This window comes from Planococcus soli, from assembly GCF_016881065.1.
In the GTDB taxonomy this organism is placed as follows: Bacteria; Bacillota; Bacilli; order Bacillales_A; family Planococcaceae; genus Planococcus; species Planococcus soli.
The window spans coordinates 24,150-41,668 of sequence record NZ_WXYN01000050.1 but is presented as its reverse complement, the minus strand read 5'-3'; the positions used below and the strand labels follow the sequence as shown (position 1 = coordinate 41,668).

Here is a 17,519-nt window from a genome sequence, read left to right as displayed (position 1 = left end):
AATGAACGAAATGATCGATCGTGTCCCCCCGCACAACCATGAAGCCGAGCAATCGGTAATTGGCGCCATCTTTTTAGAGCCGCCTTCTCTTATTACGGTTGCCGAAATCGTCATGGCGGAGGATTTTTACCGGATTGCCCATCAAAAGATTTTCCAGACGATGCTGAATTTATCGGATCACGGAAAAGCGATTGATGTGGTGACCGTGACAGAAGAGCTTTCTGTCAAAAAAGAACTGGAAGACGTTGGCGGCTTATCGTACTTAACGGAAATCGCCAACGCCGTACCAACAGCAGCAAACGTTGCGCATTATGCCCATATCGTCGAAGAGAAAGCGCTGCTGCGCCGCCTCATCCGGGTAGCGACAACGATTGTGGAAGATGGCTTTACACGTGAAGACGAAGTGGAAGCCTTGCTTTCCGAAGCGGAAAAGAAAATGATGGAAGTCTCGAGCCGGAAAAAAGCCGGTGACTTTACCCACATCAAAGATGTCCTGGTCAAGACCTACGACAACATCGAACTGCTGCATACCCGCAAAGGGGACGTCACAGGCATCCCTACAGGCTTCCGCGACCTTGATAAGATAACAGCAGGGTTTCAGCGCAACGACCTCATCATCGTGGCTGCACGGCCTTCTGTTGGTAAGACGGCTTTTGCTTTAAACGTTGCGCAGAATGTCGCGACGAAAACCGACGAAAATGTCGCCATCTTCAGTCTGGAGATGGGTGCCGAGCAGCTGGTCATGCGTATGCTTTGTGCGGAAGGCAATATCGATGCGCAGGTGCTGCGTACCGGTGCGCTTCAAAACGAAGACTGGCGCAAGCTGACGATGGCTATGGGGAGTTTGTCGAATGCCGGAATTTTCATCGATGATACACCGGGGATCCGGGTCAATGATATTCGCGCCAAATGCCGCCGTCTGAAACAGGAATACGGCCTCGGCATGATCATGATCGATTACCTTCAGTTGATAGCGGGACCCGGTAAATCCGGCGAAAACCGCCAGCAGGAAGTATCGGATATTTCCCGTTCCCTAAAAGGGCTGGCGCGTGAACTGGAAGTGCCGGTCATCGCTTTGTCTCAGCTGTCCCGTGGAGTGGAGCAGCGGCAGGACAAGCGGCCGATGATGTCGGATTTGCGTGAATCCGGAAGTATTGAGCAGGATGCCGATATCGTATCCTTCCTGTACCGAGAAGATTATTACGACAAGGAAACCGAAGATCAAAACATGATTGAAATCATCATCGCCAAACAGCGTAACGGCCCGACCGGTACGGTCAAACTGGCGTTTGTGAAAGAATACAATAAATTCGTCACCATCGACTGGAGCGAACACGAATCGGGCGGAGACTTTTAAACACGAACATTAAATGTGGTAACACATTTATATGTTCGTGTTTTCTTCTGTTTTGTATTGACGATTGCCGGTTCTATTGGTACAATAAACACTGTTTGAGACAGGGCATATGCCTAACGGAGGTGCGGACGATGACATCAGTCGTAGTAGTAGGAACGCAATGGGGAGACGAAGGAAAAGGGAAAATCACTGATTTTCTATCTGAACATGCAGAAGTGATTGCACGTTACCAAGGCGGGAACAACGCTGGACATACCATTATTTTTGGTGGAGAAACGTACAAATTGCATTTGATTCCTTCAGGGATTTTCTATAAAGATAAAACATCAGTAATCGGAAACGGCATGGTCGTGGATCCGAAAGCGCTAGTAAAAGAATTAAAAGGCCTTCATGACCGTGGAGTGACAACAGAGAACTTGCGCATTTCCAACCGCGCACACGTCTTATTGCCATACCACATCAAGCAGGACGAAGTGGAAGAAGAACGCCGCGGAGCAAATAAAATCGGAACAACAGGCAAAGGCATCGGGCCTGCTTATATGGACAAAGCAGCACGTGTCGGAATTCGCATGGCGGATTTGTTGGATCATGTTGTGTTCGAAGAAAAACTGCGCATGAACCTGAAAGAGAAAAACCGGCTGTTCGAGAAGTTTTATGAAACAGAAGGCTTTACTGTAGAAGAAATCATGGAAGAGTATTATGCATACGGCCAGGAAATTGCCAAATACGTAACAGACACATCAAAAGTGTTGAATGATGCAATTGACTCAGGTCTGCGCGTCCTGTTTGAAGGCGCTCAAGGCGTTATGCTCGATATCGATCAAGGGACATACCCGTTTGTTACATCTTCCAACCCGGTAGCGGGCGGAGTCACAATCGGTGCAGGTGTTGGCCCGACAACAATCCAGCACGTTATCGGTGTCTGCAAAGCCTACACGTCACGTGTCGGCGACGGACCGTTCCCGACTGAATTGCACGACGAAGTGGGCCAGCAGATCCGCGAAGTCGGCAAAGAATACGGAACAACAACCGGACGTCCACGCCGCATCGGCTGGTTCGACAGCGTTGTTGTACGCCACGCACGACGCGTCAGCGGTTTGACAGATTTGACTGTCAACTCAATCGATGTTTTGACAGGCCTTGAAACGGTGAAGATTTGTACGGCTTACCGCTATCAGGGAGAATTGATCACGGAATACCCAGCAAACCTGCGTATGCTGGATGAGTGCGAACCGGTATACGAAGAGCTTCCAGGCTGGTCGGAAGATGTCACAAGCTGCAAATCATTGGACGAACTTCCTGCAAATGCGCGCCATTACCTGGAACGCATCGCTCAATTGACAGGTGTTCAGATTTCCATTTTCTCAGTCGGTCCTGACCGCAACCAAACAAACATTGTTACGAGTGTCTGGAGATAATTTCTGCTAGCTTAAGGAGAGCAGGCCGGAAGAAACGCTCCGATCGGACACTTTCTTCTAAAAAGGGCTTGGCCTTAACCAAAAGTCTAAAGAACGATTCATAAAAATTTTCCAGAAAGCAGTCGCCATTAGGCGGCTGCTTTTTGTCGTTTATTTTTTTCGGAAAGCAAAAGAGGGGGAAAGAGCGGTGTGTGGCAAATATGACAGGGAAAAGACGGGCATGTAACCGTGGCATGACAATGAAGCTTGCGTAGTCTTCTCAAGGTTTCCCGAGCCGGTGCTTGGACACAGCCGCTGAATAGGTGCGAAATGGCCTAAAGAATGATAAAGTATAGGGTAGTAAAGAGTGTTCAACGGGAAAAGCAGGGTGTAAGCGGAACGAAAAAAGGGGAGAAAAATGATGAGTAAAACAATATTGGTTGTAGACGATGAGAAGCCGATTGCAGATATTCTGCAGTTTAACTTAAAAAAAGAAGGATTTAATGTAGTATGTGCTTACGACGGAGACGAAGCGATCAAGATTGCAGGAGAAATCCAGCCGGACTTGATGCTGTTGGATATTATGCTGCCGAACCGCGACGGCATGGAAGTTTGCCGCGAAATCCGCAAGAAATTTGATTTTCCAATTATCATGTTAACGGCAAAAGACTCGGAAATTGACAAGGTTCTTGGCCTGGAATTGGGTGCGGATGATTATGTCACAAAGCCTTTTTCGACGCGTGAATTGATTGCTCGTGTAAAGGCGAATTTGCGCCGCCAAAATATTGCGCCTGCTGAAGACGAAGGGCAAAATTCAAATGACATCCAGGTCGGCTCTTTGACGATTCAGCCGGATGCCTATCTTGTTTTGAAGCGTGAGGAAACGATTGAGTTGACGCACCGCGAATTTGAATTGCTTCATTACCTGGGCAAACACATTGGCCAAGTCATGACCCGCGAGCATTTGCTGCAGACGGTATGGGGCTATGATTATTTTGGCGATGTCCGGACAGTGGATGTTACCATCCGACGCCTGCGCGAAAAAATTGAAGACAACCCAAGCCATCCTGCGTGGATCGTGACGCGCCGCGGTGTCGGGTATTATTTACGAAATCCTGAGCAGGAGTAAGTGAATGTCAAAAGTTAATTTTTTAAAATCGATACATGTAAAATTTGTCTTAATTTATATTTTGCTGATTCTACTGGCCATGCAGATTATTGGACTTTACTTTGCACAGCAGCTGGAAGAAACACTTAAAGGGAACTTTGAAGGCTCCATTAGAGACCGGATGGAAATCATCGAATTCAGTGTCCGGGAAGAAATGATCAAAGAGCGGACAGATGAAGATCCGACGCTCGAGCAGACGCTGCGGACAGTGCTGTATGGCTTTCAGTCGGCCGATATCATTGAAATACGAGTCGTCGATACGCGCTACAGCATTCTGGCATCCTCAGACATCGAAAACCAGTCGCTGGTCGGGCAGCGTTCGACAACCGATTTGGTCCGGCGTTCCATCATCGGAGAAACTGAACTGGAGCAAACCTTTGTCGATGAGGCAAGCGACGAGCGGATTTGGGTGCGTGCTCAGCCAATCATTGCAGCAGGCGGGGAGGTAATTGGAACTCTGTACGTCGTGGCAGAGGTTGAAAATGTCTATGACCAGATGGATGACATCAACTCCATTCTCGCCGTTGGAACCGCAATTTCTCTGGTCATAACCGCAATTTTAGGGATCTTGGTGGCCCAGACCATTTCGAGGCCGATTGCGGATATGCGGAGACAGGCGCAGGCGATGGCAAAAGGCAATTTCTCGCGCAAAGTACGGGTTTACAGCGATGACGAAATTGGACAACTCGCGCGTGCCTTTAACCATTTAACCAACAGGCTGCAGGAATCCCAGCAGTCGACGGAAAGCGAACGCCGAAAACTGGCATCGGTTCTTTCCAACATGACAGATGGCGTCTTGTCGACTGACAGACGGGGACGAATTATTTTAATCAACGATCCCGCGCTGCAATTGCTGAATGTTTCACGTGAAACGGTGATTAACCGCCCTGTAACGAGCATTTTGGGGCTGGAAGAAGAATATACGTTTGAAGATTTGATTGATATGAAAGAAGCGGTGACGCTTGATTTCAGTTCGTACGAACAAAGCACCTTATTGCGGACGACGTTTTCGGTCATCCAAAAAGAGACCGGGTTTGTCAACGGACTGATTGCGGTGCTGCATGACAACACAGAGCAGGAAAAAATCGATATGGAACGCCGCGAATTTGTGGCCAATGTATCGCATGAACTGCGGACACCGTTAACTACGATGCGCAGTTATTTGGAAGCTTTGGCTGATGGCGCGTGGCAGGATCCGAATCTGGCACCGAATTTCCTGAATGTCACACAAACAGAAACCGAGCGGATGATCCGGCTTGTCAACGATTTGCTGAAGCTGTCGAAAATGGATTCAAGCGAGAGCGAATTGAGCAAAGAAATGGTCGAATTCAATGTGTTTTTCAATCGCATCATTGACCGTTTTGAAATGTCGAAATCACATAAAGTCCTTTTTGAACGGCATTTGCCGAAAGAACAGTATTTTGTAGAAATCGATCCGGATAAATTGACGCAAGTGATTGACAACATCATCTCCAATGCCTTGAAATATTCTCCGGAAGGCGGCAAAGTCCGCTTCGGGATGACGGTGGAAGAAGGATTCCTATTGATCCAAATCAGTGATCAAGGAATGGGGATCCCGAAAGAAAACGTGGACCGTATTTTCGATCGTTTTTACCGGGTTGACCGGGCGCGGTCCCGTGAAATGGGCGGCACCGGTTTAGGATTGGCCATTTCAAAAGAAATGATAAATGCGCATGGCGGAGTTATTTGGGCGGAAAGCAAGTATGGAAAAGGCACAACCATCTTCTTCACGCTGCCTTTCGAGATGGATGATGGAGGAGGTGAGTGGGATTGAAATACGTAGAGCAAATTAAATCGATTGCCCTATTTTTGCTGATCCTGCTCAGTCTGGCGTTAACTTTTACCATCTGGACATTCACTCCTTCCCACGAAACGATTGAGCCGTCGACTACGGTCGATGAGCCAATCGCAGATACCAAGAACACCGAGGAAATTGTCCGCCCGGTAAAATTGCTGTTCCATAACGGAGAAGCAGTCACCGGAACTACCAACCAAAGCAATGTCCAACTTTTGCTGGATGCACTGGAGCAATGGCAGATTGAGGATTTGAGGCTGGTGCAGGAAGAAGCGACACCTGAAACGATGGAGTCCTATATGCACAGTTCAAACCGGGCAGTCGTCTATTATCCAGGGCTTGTTCCTTTGCCGGTGTTTGATACGATGACGAACATCGTCGATACGACGATTCCTGAGTCGTCATTTGATCGGATTGTCATCGAATGGGAAGCACCTGCCAACGGCCAGCCGGCAATTTATTTTATCAATACCGTTTCCGGCAGAATTTATAAAGCCACTATTCCAGCACAAAACCTGAGACAATTCCAAACGGATATCTTAGCAGAAGCTGCAGAATACGAAACGTATATCACCAATGAGGCAATTGGCTCCTTGCCGGTCTATGTGCGGGCAGACGAAGCCGAGAAAGCAATTGTCAATTATTTGCTGGAAGAAACATCGACTTCGCAATTTGCCGAAGTTTTATTGGATGGTCCAGCGTTGGCATTGTCGGCAGATTTAACAACACAGGAATATACAGATGATTCCGGTGCGTTGATGAGAGAAAATCCGAACAGCAAAAGCATCAGTTACATTCAGCCGAGAGCGGAAACTTCAGATCCAGCGATTCCATCGGATCTGGTATTCGATTCCCTCAATTACGTGAACGGACACGGCGGCTGGACAGATCGATATATTTACGCCGGCATGAACTCCGTGAACCAGCAGATCAAGTATCAGCTGTATTTAGCAGATTTGCCGGTCTTCAGTTCGACAACTGCTGCGTCGCTCGATCTTATTTGGGGAATAGATGAAGGGGAAGAGCAGGCTTACAGCTATAACCGGCCGGTCTATCAACTGGATTCGGAAGTGGATAGCACAACGGCGGTGCTTGCCTCCGGCGAAGAAGCTTTAGACGCCATCGCACAAATCGATAACCAGGATTTATCCGCCATCACGGATGTCACTCCGGCGTATAAACTGACGCGCGGTGAAGACGGTTTGCTGATCACTTTCGAGCCGGTCTGGTATTTTAAAGCGGATGGTGCGTGGACTGAACTGACGAGTGAATTGACAGGAGGCCGTGAACTTGGATTGGAATAAAACCAAGAGCATCTTTATTATTGTCTTTTCTATTTTAAATGTCTTTTTATACTCCTTGTATTTGGACCGTTACACAGAAGCAGAAAATTTAGAGGAACTTTCGGAATCATCGGTGGACGATAAATTGAATGCTGACGATATCACCTATTCGAATCTCCCGGAAGATGTCGAGGGCATGCCGTATATTCGCGGCGAAACAAAAGTGTTCACCGCGAAAGATGCACCGACAGGAAATGTTCAAGTCAGCGTGCAGGACGGCAAAAAGCTGCAGGTTGCTTATGAAGAACCTGTTTCACCAGAAGGAGAAGCGGAAAGTGCAGAAGCATTGGATGCTTTCGTTGAAGAAGTCGTCCATGAAGGCACTTCTTACGAACTATGGGAAATTGATGAAGAACGAAACAAAGCCGTTTATTTCCAGAACTTTGATGGCAGCACGCTGTACTTTAGCGAGGATGGAAAAGTGACCGTGTATTGGAACAACGATGGGGATATTGTCCGCTACGAACAAACGATGTATACCGACATTATCGAAAACCAGGAGCCAAAGGAATTGGTGAATGCCATCACGGCAATTCACACGCTTTACCAAAAAAATGAACTGGAACGCGACTTGACCATCAATAAAACAGATTTGGGCTATTCCGTCCATGTACAAGTATCGGAAAATCGTCAAATGTTTGTCCCGACCTGGCATATTCAAGCAGAGCTTTCAGATGGCAGCCGCGAAGATTATTTCGTAAATGCCGTCAAAGATGGTGTTCTTGAATTGAACAAGGAAGAAGATGAACCAGAAGAGGAAGAACAGTAAGGAGATTTTTGCTATGCAATTCAGTGTATTAGCCAGCGGCTCGAGCGGCAATGCCACTTATATAGAAAATGGGGAGCATTCCTTCCTGGTCGATGCAGGACTCAGCGGCCGCAAGATGGAAGAGCTGTTTGCAGCCATCGGCAAAAAAATGAGCGACTTGGATGGAATCCTCGTCACACATGAACATAGCGACCACATCAAAGGGCTTGGCATCGTCGCACGCAAGCACAAAGTGCCGATTTATGCCAACGCCAAAACGTGGACTGCGATGGATGGGCTGGTCGGAGCGATTCCGCTGGAGCAGCGATTCCACTTTGATATGGATACGGTGAAGACTTTCGGTTCGCTCGACATCGAATCGTTTGCCGTCTCGCATGATGCGGCCGATCCAATGTTCTATGTCTTTCATGCAGGTGGCCGGAAGCTGTCGCTGATCACGGATACGGGCTATGTCAGCGACCGGATGAAAGGCATTATCCAGGCTTCAGATTCCTATGTGTTTGAAAGCAACCATGACGTGGGGATGCTGCAGATGGGCCGGTATCCATGGTCTGTCAAACGCCGGATTTTAAGCGATGTCGGCCACGTATCAAACGAAGACGCGGCGGTGGCAATGAGCGAAGTGCTCGCTGAAAAACCGACGCGCATTTACTTGTCGCATTTGAGCAAAGACAACAACATGAAGGATCTCGCGCGCATGAGCGTCGAGCAGACCCTGCAGACAAAAGGCATCATCGTCGGAGAATACGTCGATCTTCTCGATACCGACGCCAATGTGCCAACCAAATTAATTGTAGTGTAACCAACAGCCGGAAGCGGATTCGCTTCCGGCTGTTTTTCTTTAGAAAGGGTGAATCAGCTTGTGGCAGGCATCGACCGGGTTGCTTTCCGTTCCGGTGCTCGCTTTCGGGCCACAGGATGTGAGTCATGCAGATGGAGTGACAGGACGTCGCGATTCCAAGATTATAATCTATAAAAAAGTCTCCAACTCTTCCAGCTTGCTTTGTCTGTTTCGAATTTCTACACTAAGGTTAAACAAATAGAAGAACGAGGAAGGATGAACGCAATGGGCTATTACAATCAAACACCGAACGGCCGCCAGAGGCCAAGCCGTTTGGGCACATTTGCTGCGGGTGTGGCCGGGGTAGCGGCTGGTGCTTTATTGGTATGGTTATTGTTTTATTCGATGCCCGGATTGATACCTGACAATGGCAATGAGACGCAAATCGTTCAGCAGGATACCGAGGGACGCTCCGAGGCGGTCTCAGTTGATATCATAACAGATGTGACAGAAGCGGTCGAGATTGCGGCGGACGCGGTCGTAGGCGTCACCAATTTGCAGGCAGCCGGTGATTTCTGGTCCCAGCAATCGCCTGAACAGGAGCAGGAAGTCGGAACGGGATCTGGGGTTATTTACAAAAATGAAAACGGCACTGCTCACGTAGTGACCAATCACCATGTCATTGACGGCGCCAGCGGCATCGAAGTGACTTTGTCGGATGGCACTAAAGTGGACGCGACGGTGGTCGGCAGCGATATTTGGACAGACCTCGCCGTTCTTGAAATGGATGGAGCGGACGTGCAGGCTGTGGCTCAATTTGGCGACTCGGATGCCTTGAAGCAAGGCGAGACGGTCATCGCAATCGGCAATCCCTTGGGCCTTGATTTTTCGGGCTCGGTGACAACCGGAGTAGTTTCCGGAACAGACCGTGCAGTGCCGGTTGATTTGGATGGGGACGGCCAGGAAGATTGGCAGGCTGAAGTGTTGCAGACAGATGCAGCAATCAACCCAGGCAACAGCGGCGGTGCATTGGTCAATCTGGCGGGCCAGCTGATTGGCATCAACTCGATGAAAATTGCGACATCATCAGTGGAAGGCATCGGCTTTTCGATTCCGATCAATTCCGCAATGCCGGTCATCAGTTCGCTTGAAGCAAATGGAGAAATGATCCGGCCTTCTATGGGCATCACGCTGCTTGATTTGATTCAAGTGCCGCGTGTGGATCGCGAAGAGACCTTAAACTTGCCTGAAGACGTCACAACGGGCGTTGTGGTCAATTCAGTGGTTGATGGATCAGCGGCAGCCGCAGCCGGTATGGAGCAGTTTGACGTCATTGTGGAGATGGATGGTGTCGCGATCACAGACATCATCGAATTGCGACAGCATTTATATAATGAAAAGACAATTGGCGACACCATGACAGTCAGTGCCTATCGCAATGGAGAGCTGATGGAGTTTGAACTGGAGCTTGTTGATAATTCAGCGTTATAGAGTAGATTGCCAGCCTGTGTAGAATTTCGATTCTATGCGGGTTTTTTGTTGTTTAGTTTAAGAAATCATTTCAGGTGGACGCTTCCGGGTGCGCAGGATGCGGAAGTCTCACTGATTTATTCTATATTTTAGATAGAAATTTGAAGAAAAAGAGCCTATTTATAATTTCCGTATATCTTATTCCGATCCCTAAATAAAAATGAATATTTCAGAGTTAAAAATCTTGAGTTCTACTAATATACTATTCAAATATGTAAATCTGAAAAACCACTTACAATATACAATGTTCGGAAAAGGGAAAGAGGATGTGGATAACTTTTTTGTTGTTAATTTATTATTAACAATCCACAGAGGGATAAAAGCTTCGCTATCCGTAGCTCTTTTCTTCTGTTAAAATGGGTTGTGGATAAAAGAGAACGAAATGTGTATAACTGTGTGGAATATTCGGAAATCGAAAGAGGTGGAAAAAATGGAGATCAAATGCTGTAAAACCCACGTGGAGCATGCCTTGGACATGTTTGTAGCTGAAACGAAAAGCTATCCTATACTTACAGAATTATCAGAAATAGAAAAGTTATCCACAAGATGCGCCTACTGTGAAGAGGTTGCAACGTATCTTGTGGCAAACGCCTGATCGGGCACAAGATGTAGAAAGCGTTGTGGATATGTGTATAACATTTGTGGGTAACTTGTTTGTAAATTTATTGTGAAGGGGGATAACGTGTGAATATCTCAATTATCAGTGTTGGGAAGCTAAAAGAGAAATATTTAAAATCAGGGATTGAAGAGTACACAAAACGGCTGGGAAGCTATACAAAAATAAATGAAATTGAAGTGGCCGATGAAAAAGCGCCAGAGCAATTGAGCGAGGCGGACATGGAAATCGTCAAAAAGAAGGAAGCCGAGCGGATTTTGGCCAAAATTTCACCGGATGCTTATGTTATTGCGTTGGCGATCGACGGCAAAATGAAAACCTCTGAGCAGCTGGCAAAAGACATTGAATCGCTGATGACCTACGGACGCAGCAAAATCGTCTTTGTGATCGGCGGGTCCCTGGGGCTGCATGATGAAGTGTTAAAGCGGGCGGATGAGAAATTGTCGTTTTCGAAAATGACGTTTCCGCATCAATTGATGAGGTTGATTTTAGTGGAGCAGGTGTATCGGGCTTTTCGGATTATGAAGGGTGAACCGTACCATAAGTAAATGAGGTTTTTACAGGCTGCCGAGAAAAGTCGGCAGTCTTTTTACATTTATTGCAGGCGTAGACCCATAACTTCACATACCCTATAAAAAAGTAAACCAAAATATGTAATTGTATATGGTATTATATTTTTAGGGAAGACTGTCTATATGACAATTTTCTATTTTAGGAGGATTAAAAAATGTTAACAGGTGAACTAAAAAATAAAATCGATGGAATTTGGACAACTCTTTGGACTGAGGGCAGTACGAATCCACTTACAAATATTGAACAAGTAACTTATCTTTTGTTTATGAAAGGACTAGACGACGGGGAACTTGCCAAAGAAGCCGATGCAACGTTGTTAGGATTAGAATACGAAAGTATTTTCCCTAAAGATAAGACTTATTTACGTTGGCACGTTTTCAAAAATCTTGGTGATTCTGCTGATATGTACAGCAAGATGGTCCAGGAAATATTTCCGTATATTAAGAACTTAGGTGGTAAAGAAGATTCTGCTTTCTCTAAATATATGAAGGATGCTATTTTCCAAATTAATAAACCTTCTACTTTGCAAAAAGTAGTTGCTGCATTAGATTCGATTCCTATGGAAGACCGAGATACAAAAGGTGACGTATATGAATATCTATTATCAAAACTTTCCACATCTGGAACAAATGGACAATTCCGCACACCACGTCATATTATTAATATGATGGTAGAACTGATGAAGCCAACTCCAGAAGATATCATTATCGACCCAGCAATGGGATCGGCAGGATTTCTGGTTTCCACAAGTGAATATCTCCGCAAAAACCATGGGGATTTATTTCTGCAAGCGGGTCTTAAAGAACATTATCACAATGACATGTTCTATGGGAATGACATGGATTCTACGATGTTAAGAATCGGGGCCATGAATATGATGTTACATGGCGTGGACAGTCCTAATATTTCCTATAAGGATTCGTTGTCTCAAGACAATATTGAAAAAGATAAATACACCTTGGTTTTAGCAAATCCTCCCTTCAAAGGGTCTTTAGATTATGAATCCGTTTCAAATGATTTGTTGACAATCGCTAAAACAAAAAAGACGGAACTTTTATTTTTGTCATTATTTCTTCGCATATTGAAACCAGGCGGACGGGCTGCAGTTATCGTACCAGATGGTGTTTTATTTGGTGTATCGAATGCACACAAAACTATTCGTAAAGAAATAATTGATAACAACAAACTTGAAGCAGTCATTTCGATGCCTAGCGGTGTATTTAAGCCTTACTCTGGGGTTTCCACTGCTATTTTAATATTTACTAAAACAACCGCTGGTGGAACAGATGATGTATGGTTCTATGATATGAAAACGGATGGTTATTCTTTAGATGATAAAAGAATAGCAATCGAACCTAATGATATACCTGATATTATTGAGCGTTTTCACAACCGACATAATGAAATTGAAAAAAGTCGTACTGAAAAATCGTTCTTTATACCACTTAAAGAAATAATAGAAAAAGATCACGATTTGTCCTTTAATAAATATAGTGAAACTGAATATGAAGAAATAGAGTATAGGAATCCAAAAGAAATTATTAGCAACATTGAACAGATGGAAGAGGAAATAACTGAAGGCTTACTTCTTTTGAAAGAGATGATGTAATTGAGTTGCTTTAAGATGAAGTTATTGAATGAACTTTGTGAGATTAATATAGGTAAGACTCCGTCACGTTCAGAAAAAAGATTTTGGGGAACCGGTTACAAATGGCTCTCTATTGCAGATATGAAGTCTAAATATATCTCTAAATCTAAAGAAGAAATTACTGATTCAGCCGTTGAAGAATGCAATATGAAAATCATACCTAAAGATACTGTGATTATGAGTTTTAAATTATCCATCGGTAAATTAGGAATCGTAAAAGAAGATTTTTTTTCTAATGAAGCTATCGCTTCTTTTGTGGTCAAACAGCCCACAGACCTGCTTCCCGAATACTTATATTTAGCGCTGAGTACTGTTAATTTAGATAAATATACAGATAAGGCTGTAAAAGGAAAGACCTTGAATAAAAGGAAGTTAAACAAGATTGAAATTCCATATACGGATATAGATACTCAAAGAAAAATAGTGAAGTTTATGAATCAATGTGTAGAAATCATTGAAAAACGACAATCCCAAATCGTAGCATTAGATGAATTAGTGAAAAGTACGTTTTTAGAGATGTTTGGAGATCCTAAAGAAAATAAAAATCAATATCCTGTGCGTCCTCTATTCGATTTTTATGAATCGCAAAAAGATGGAGTAAAGTGTGGACCATTTGGCAGTGCATTAAAAAAAGATGAGTATACGAATAGTGGAATACCGGTATGGAATATGGATAACATTACAAAAAGTAATTCTTTTATTGACCAACCAAATTTATTTGTATCTGAAAAAAAAGCGATTCAATTGAAAGGCTATAATGTTCAAAATGGCGATATTATTATATCTCGAGCTGGTACAGTAGGTAAGATGGGTGTAGTACGTTCAAAATATGAAAATTCTCTAATAAGCACGAATTTAGTCAGATTACGTTTAAATAATGAATTAATTCCTGAATTTTTAGTTATTTTAATTAGAATATTTGGAGACAAAGTATGTAGAATGCGCACAGGGAGCGAGGGTTCTTTTACCCATATGAATACGTCTGTACTCAATAGTATGGAGTTCCCAGTTCCACCATTAGAAAAACAAAAACAGTTTATAAAGTTTTTAGAAGAAATAGGGGAACAAAACTTAAAATTTATTGCTGCATTAAATGAAATGCAATTTCTTTATAACTCTCTCCTCCAAAAAGCTTTTCGAGGAGAATTGAATCAAGAAAAATAACTAGGAAGGGTGGTAAGTGTGATGTCCAACTTCAGTTTCTTAGAAAATAAGATCCAATTCAAAAGTTTTGCAAACGCGTGTATGGAAGCAGAAAGCTCCTTGATCGTCAGTCCAGCTACTTGTTCAATCACGACTCGACGTGCTTTAGAATTGGCTGTTAAATGGGTCTATCAGGCAGATAACGCCGTTCGAGTGCCTTATCGAGAAAACTTATCAAGTTTGATTCATGATCGAAACTTTATTGCAATTATTGATGAAGAACTTTTGCCGATGATGAAATACGTCGTGAAACTTGGTAATACAGCTGTTCATACGAATGCTGAGATTTCAAGAGATGAAGCTATTCTGGCACTTCACCACCTTTACCAGTTTATTTCTTGGATAGATTATTGCTACGCCGATGAATACACTGCATCTGAGTTCGATGAATCACTTTTACATAGTACACCTGAAAAACGGGAAAGACCCGAAGAGTTGTTGGATTTATATGAACGGTTAAGTGCTAAGGATAAAAGTCTTGAAGAATTACGCCAGCAGAACGAGAGCTTAAGAAAAGGTTTGACCGCTAAGCGGGTCGCTCATACGAAAGAAGGCGACTTCAATGTTGATCAGATTAATGAATTAGATACTCGCAAGAAATACATTGATTTAGATTTAAAATTAGCGGGATGGAAGTTTGGCCGAGATATTGAAGAAGAATATTACGTGCAAGGCATGCCAAATGCTTCCAAAGAAGGGTATGTCGATTATGTACTTCGAGGAGACAATGGGAAAATTATTGGGCTTGTCGAAGCAAAAAAGACTTCTTTGGATCCAAAGCGAGGCAGTCAACAAGCCCGACTGTATGCTGATTGCATTGAGCAAGAACAAAGCCTACGTCCTGTTGTGTTTTATACAAACGGTTACGAAACGTATATTCTGCACGATACCTACCCGGCACGCAAAACATCCGGATTTTATAGCAAAGAAGATTTGCAGCTACTCATTGACAGGCGCAATCTCAAAAAAGAGTTAAATGATATTGAAATTAATGAAGAGATTACAAATCGTGCTTATCAAAAAGAAGCTATCTTGGCCGTTTGTGATGCATTTAGCCGGAACCAGCGCAAAGCTCTCTTAGTGATGGCTACAGGCAGCGGGAAGACAAGAACAGCTATTTCACTGGTTGATGTACTATCAAAGCACAACTGGGTTAAAAATGTCTTATTCTTAGCGGATCGTACTTCATTATTAAAGCAGGCCATGAGGAATTTTAACAAGTTAATGCCAAACCTCTCTCTTTGTAGTCTGCTTGAAAACAAAGCAAATCCTCAGGAAAGCCGTATGATTTTCTCGACATATGCAACGATGATGAATGCAATTGATGAGACTAAGACGAAAGATGGCGACCGGTTATTTACAGTAGGGCATTTTGATTTAATTATTATTGATGAATCACATCGCAGCATTTATCAGAAGTATCGCAGTATTTTTAAATACTTTGATAGCATGCTCCTGGGATTAACGGCAACACCAAAAGATGAAGTTGATAAAAATACATACTCTATCTTTGATTTAGAGAATGGAATTCCAACCTTCGCTTACGAATTGAGAGATGCGGTCAGTGAAGGTTACTTAGTGGATTATGTGACTGTTGAAACAAAAACTAAGTTCCTTGAAAAAGGTATTCAATACGATGAGCTGAGCGATGAGGAAAAAGCAGAGTTTGAAGACGTCTTTGAAGATGAACCGAATATACGAGACATTGACAGTGCAGCTTTGAACAATTGGTTGTTTAACGCTCATACTATCGATATGGTTTTGGAAGAATTAATGGAGAAAGGTGTTCATGTAGAAGGTGGAGATAAAGTCGGAAAAACGATTCTTTTTGCTAAGAACCATCGTCATGCACTTGCTATTAAGGAACGGTTCGATATCAAATTTCCTCATCTAGGACCCCACTTTGCTGAGGTTATTGATTATAGTGTAAATTATTATCAATCTTTAATTGACGACTTCTCTGTTTCACATAAGCATCCTCAAATTGCCATCTCTGTAGATATGTTAGATACAGGGATCGATGTACCAGAGGTAGTTAACCTGGTGTTCTTTAAAAAAGTGCGCTCAAAAACAAAATTCTGGCAAATGATTGGTCGGGGAACTCGCTTAAGTGAAGATTTATTCGGGATTGGACTTCATAAAGAATACTTTAGAATTTTTGATTGGCTTGCGAATTTTGATTACTTCCGTGCAAATGAACAGGGAGAAGAAGCAAAAAATACAAAATCACTTTCTGAGAAGCTTTTCAATACAAAAGTGGATATTGTAAGAGAACTCCAAGATGTAGAATATCAAGTAAGTCCCTACAAAGAGTTTCGAGAAGAAACGCTAGAATCGTTGATTATAGATGTAAAATCGTTGAATGACGAGCTATTTCGTGTCCGTCAGAATATTCAATACGTACATAAATACCAGAATATGAAAAAATGGAATGCATTATCTGTAGTTCAGACAAATGAAATAAAAGAACATATTTCTCCGTTAATTCAGCCTTATAATGATGACGAATTGGCAAAACGGTTCGACTTACTCATGTTCACGATTGAATTAGCTAAATTGAATCAAAACAATGCAACTAAGCCAATTCAGCGTGTTATGCGAACAGCTGAAGCTCTCTCAAAACTCGGCACAATTCCACAAGTATTAGAGCAGCGAGAAGTGATTGAACGTGTGCAGCAAGAACAATTTTGGCAAGAAGCTTCTCTATTAGATCTCGAACAGGTCCGAGAAGCTTTAAGAGAGTTAATAAAGTTTATTGAACGAAGCCAACAAAAAATTTACTACACCGATTTCCAGGATGAAGTAACTGAACAGAATGAAAATGGTTCGATTTTAAATGTAAATAACCTTCAAAGCTATCGCCAAAAGGTTGAACACTATCTTAAAAAACATCAAGATCAATTAGCGGTATACAAATTGCGCCACAATAAACCACTGACAAAACAAGACACTGAAACTCTCGAACAATTGCTTTGGGAAGAACTCGGAACAAGGGAGCAATATCAGAAGGATTATGGTGATACATCAATCACTCGGTTGGTAAGAACCATCGTCGGGCTTGATCGACAAGCAGCCTTAGAAGCTTTTTCCGAGTTTCTTTCCGAGAATCGACTAAATATGAATCAAGCACATTTCGTTCGCCTCATCGTTGATTATGTAGTGAAAAATGGGGTTTTAGATAAACGAATTCTTCAAGAAGATCCTTTTAGGACTTTGGGGAGTGTAACTGCTTTATTTAAAGAGAACATCACAGATGCTAAACGGATTTTGAGCATTGTTGATCAGATCAATCAGAATGCGGATATAGTTTTATAGGAC

General features: G+C 43.4%; 13 protein-coding genes. All 13 read left to right on the top strand.

The features are described 5' to 3' along the window. Position 1: 1 nt before the first annotated feature. Positions 2-1,357 (top strand): replicative DNA helicase, encoded by a 1,356-nt coding sequence (gene dnaB / locus GJB59_RS14755; protein WP_142830291.1) that lies wholly within the window; start codon positions 2-4, stop codon positions 1,355-1,357. A 131-nt stretch (positions 1,358-1,488) separates the two neighbouring features. Continuing rightward, on the top strand, positions 1,489-2,775 hold the full coding sequence (locus tag GJB59_RS14750) for an adenylosuccinate synthase (RefSeq protein ID WP_142830289.1): 1,287 nt from the start codon (positions 1,489-1,491) through the stop codon (positions 2,773-2,775). A 400-nt stretch (positions 2,776-3,175) separates the two neighbouring features. Continuing rightward, complete coding sequence (gene yycF, locus GJB59_RS14745; RefSeq protein ID WP_142830287.1) at positions 3,176-3,883, top strand: response regulator YycF; 708 nt, start codon at positions 3,176-3,178, stop codon at positions 3,881-3,883. Between the two features lie 4 nt (positions 3,884-3,887). Then, a complete protein-coding gene (walK, locus tag GJB59_RS14740) occupies positions 3,888-5,717 on the top strand; it encodes a cell wall metabolism sensor histidine kinase WalK (RefSeq protein WP_142830285.1) in 1,830 nt (609 codons plus the stop codon). Beyond that, positions 5,708-7,042, top strand: coding sequence for a YycH family regulatory protein (locus GJB59_RS14735; RefSeq protein ID WP_244946847.1), 1,335 nt, complete (start codon positions 5,708-5,710; stop codon positions 7,040-7,042). The genes walK and GJB59_RS14735 overlap by 10 nt, the downstream gene beginning before the upstream one ends. Further along, entirely contained in the window at positions 7,029-7,850 is an 822-nt protein-coding gene (locus GJB59_RS14730; protein ID WP_142830281.1) for a two-component system regulatory protein YycI, read from the top strand. Before GJB59_RS14735 ends, GJB59_RS14730 begins: the two co-directional genes overlap by 14 nt. 13 nt (positions 7,851-7,863) lie before the next feature. Continuing rightward, positions 7,864-8,652 (top strand): MBL fold metallo-hydrolase, encoded by a 789-nt coding sequence (locus GJB59_RS14725; protein WP_142830279.1) that lies wholly within the window; start codon positions 7,864-7,866, stop codon positions 8,650-8,652. Between the two features lie 264 nt (positions 8,653-8,916). After that, positions 8,917-10,122 carry a S1C family serine protease gene (locus tag GJB59_RS14720; RefSeq protein ID WP_142830276.1) on the top strand — a complete coding sequence of 402 codons (1,206 nt, stop codon included), beginning with the start codon at positions 8,917-8,919 and terminating at the stop codon, positions 10,120-10,122. A 421-nt stretch (positions 10,123-10,543) separates the two neighbouring features. After that, a complete protein-coding gene (locus GJB59_RS14715; RefSeq protein ID WP_425325258.1) occupies positions 10,544-10,756 on the top strand; it encodes a CxxH/CxxC protein in 213 nt (70 codons plus the stop codon). An 89-nt stretch (positions 10,757-10,845) separates the two neighbouring features. After that, positions 10,846-11,325: a 23S rRNA (pseudouridine(1915)-N(3))-methyltransferase RlmH gene (rlmH, locus tag GJB59_RS14710; RefSeq protein WP_142830272.1), complete on the top strand. Its 480-nt coding sequence runs from the start codon at positions 10,846-10,848 to the stop codon at positions 11,323-11,325. A gap of 179 nt (positions 11,326-11,504) precedes the next feature. Further along, positions 11,505-12,959 carry a type I restriction-modification system subunit M gene (locus tag GJB59_RS14705; RefSeq protein ID WP_142830270.1) on the top strand — a complete coding sequence of 485 codons (1,455 nt, stop codon included), beginning with the start codon at positions 11,505-11,507 and terminating at the stop codon, positions 12,957-12,959. A 15-nt stretch (positions 12,960-12,974) separates the two neighbouring features. After that, the gene (locus GJB59_RS14700; RefSeq protein ID WP_142830268.1) at positions 12,975-14,162 is read left to right on the top strand and encodes a restriction endonuclease subunit S; all 1,188 of its coding nucleotides are present in this window, start codon (positions 12,975-12,977) and stop codon (positions 14,160-14,162) included. Positions 14,163-14,183: 21 nt separating this feature from the next. Further along, positions 14,184-17,516, top strand: coding sequence for a DEAD/DEAH box helicase family protein (locus tag GJB59_RS14695; protein WP_185960125.1), 3,333 nt, complete (start codon positions 14,184-14,186; stop codon positions 17,514-17,516). The last annotated feature ends 3 nt before the right edge of the window (positions 17,517-17,519 follow it).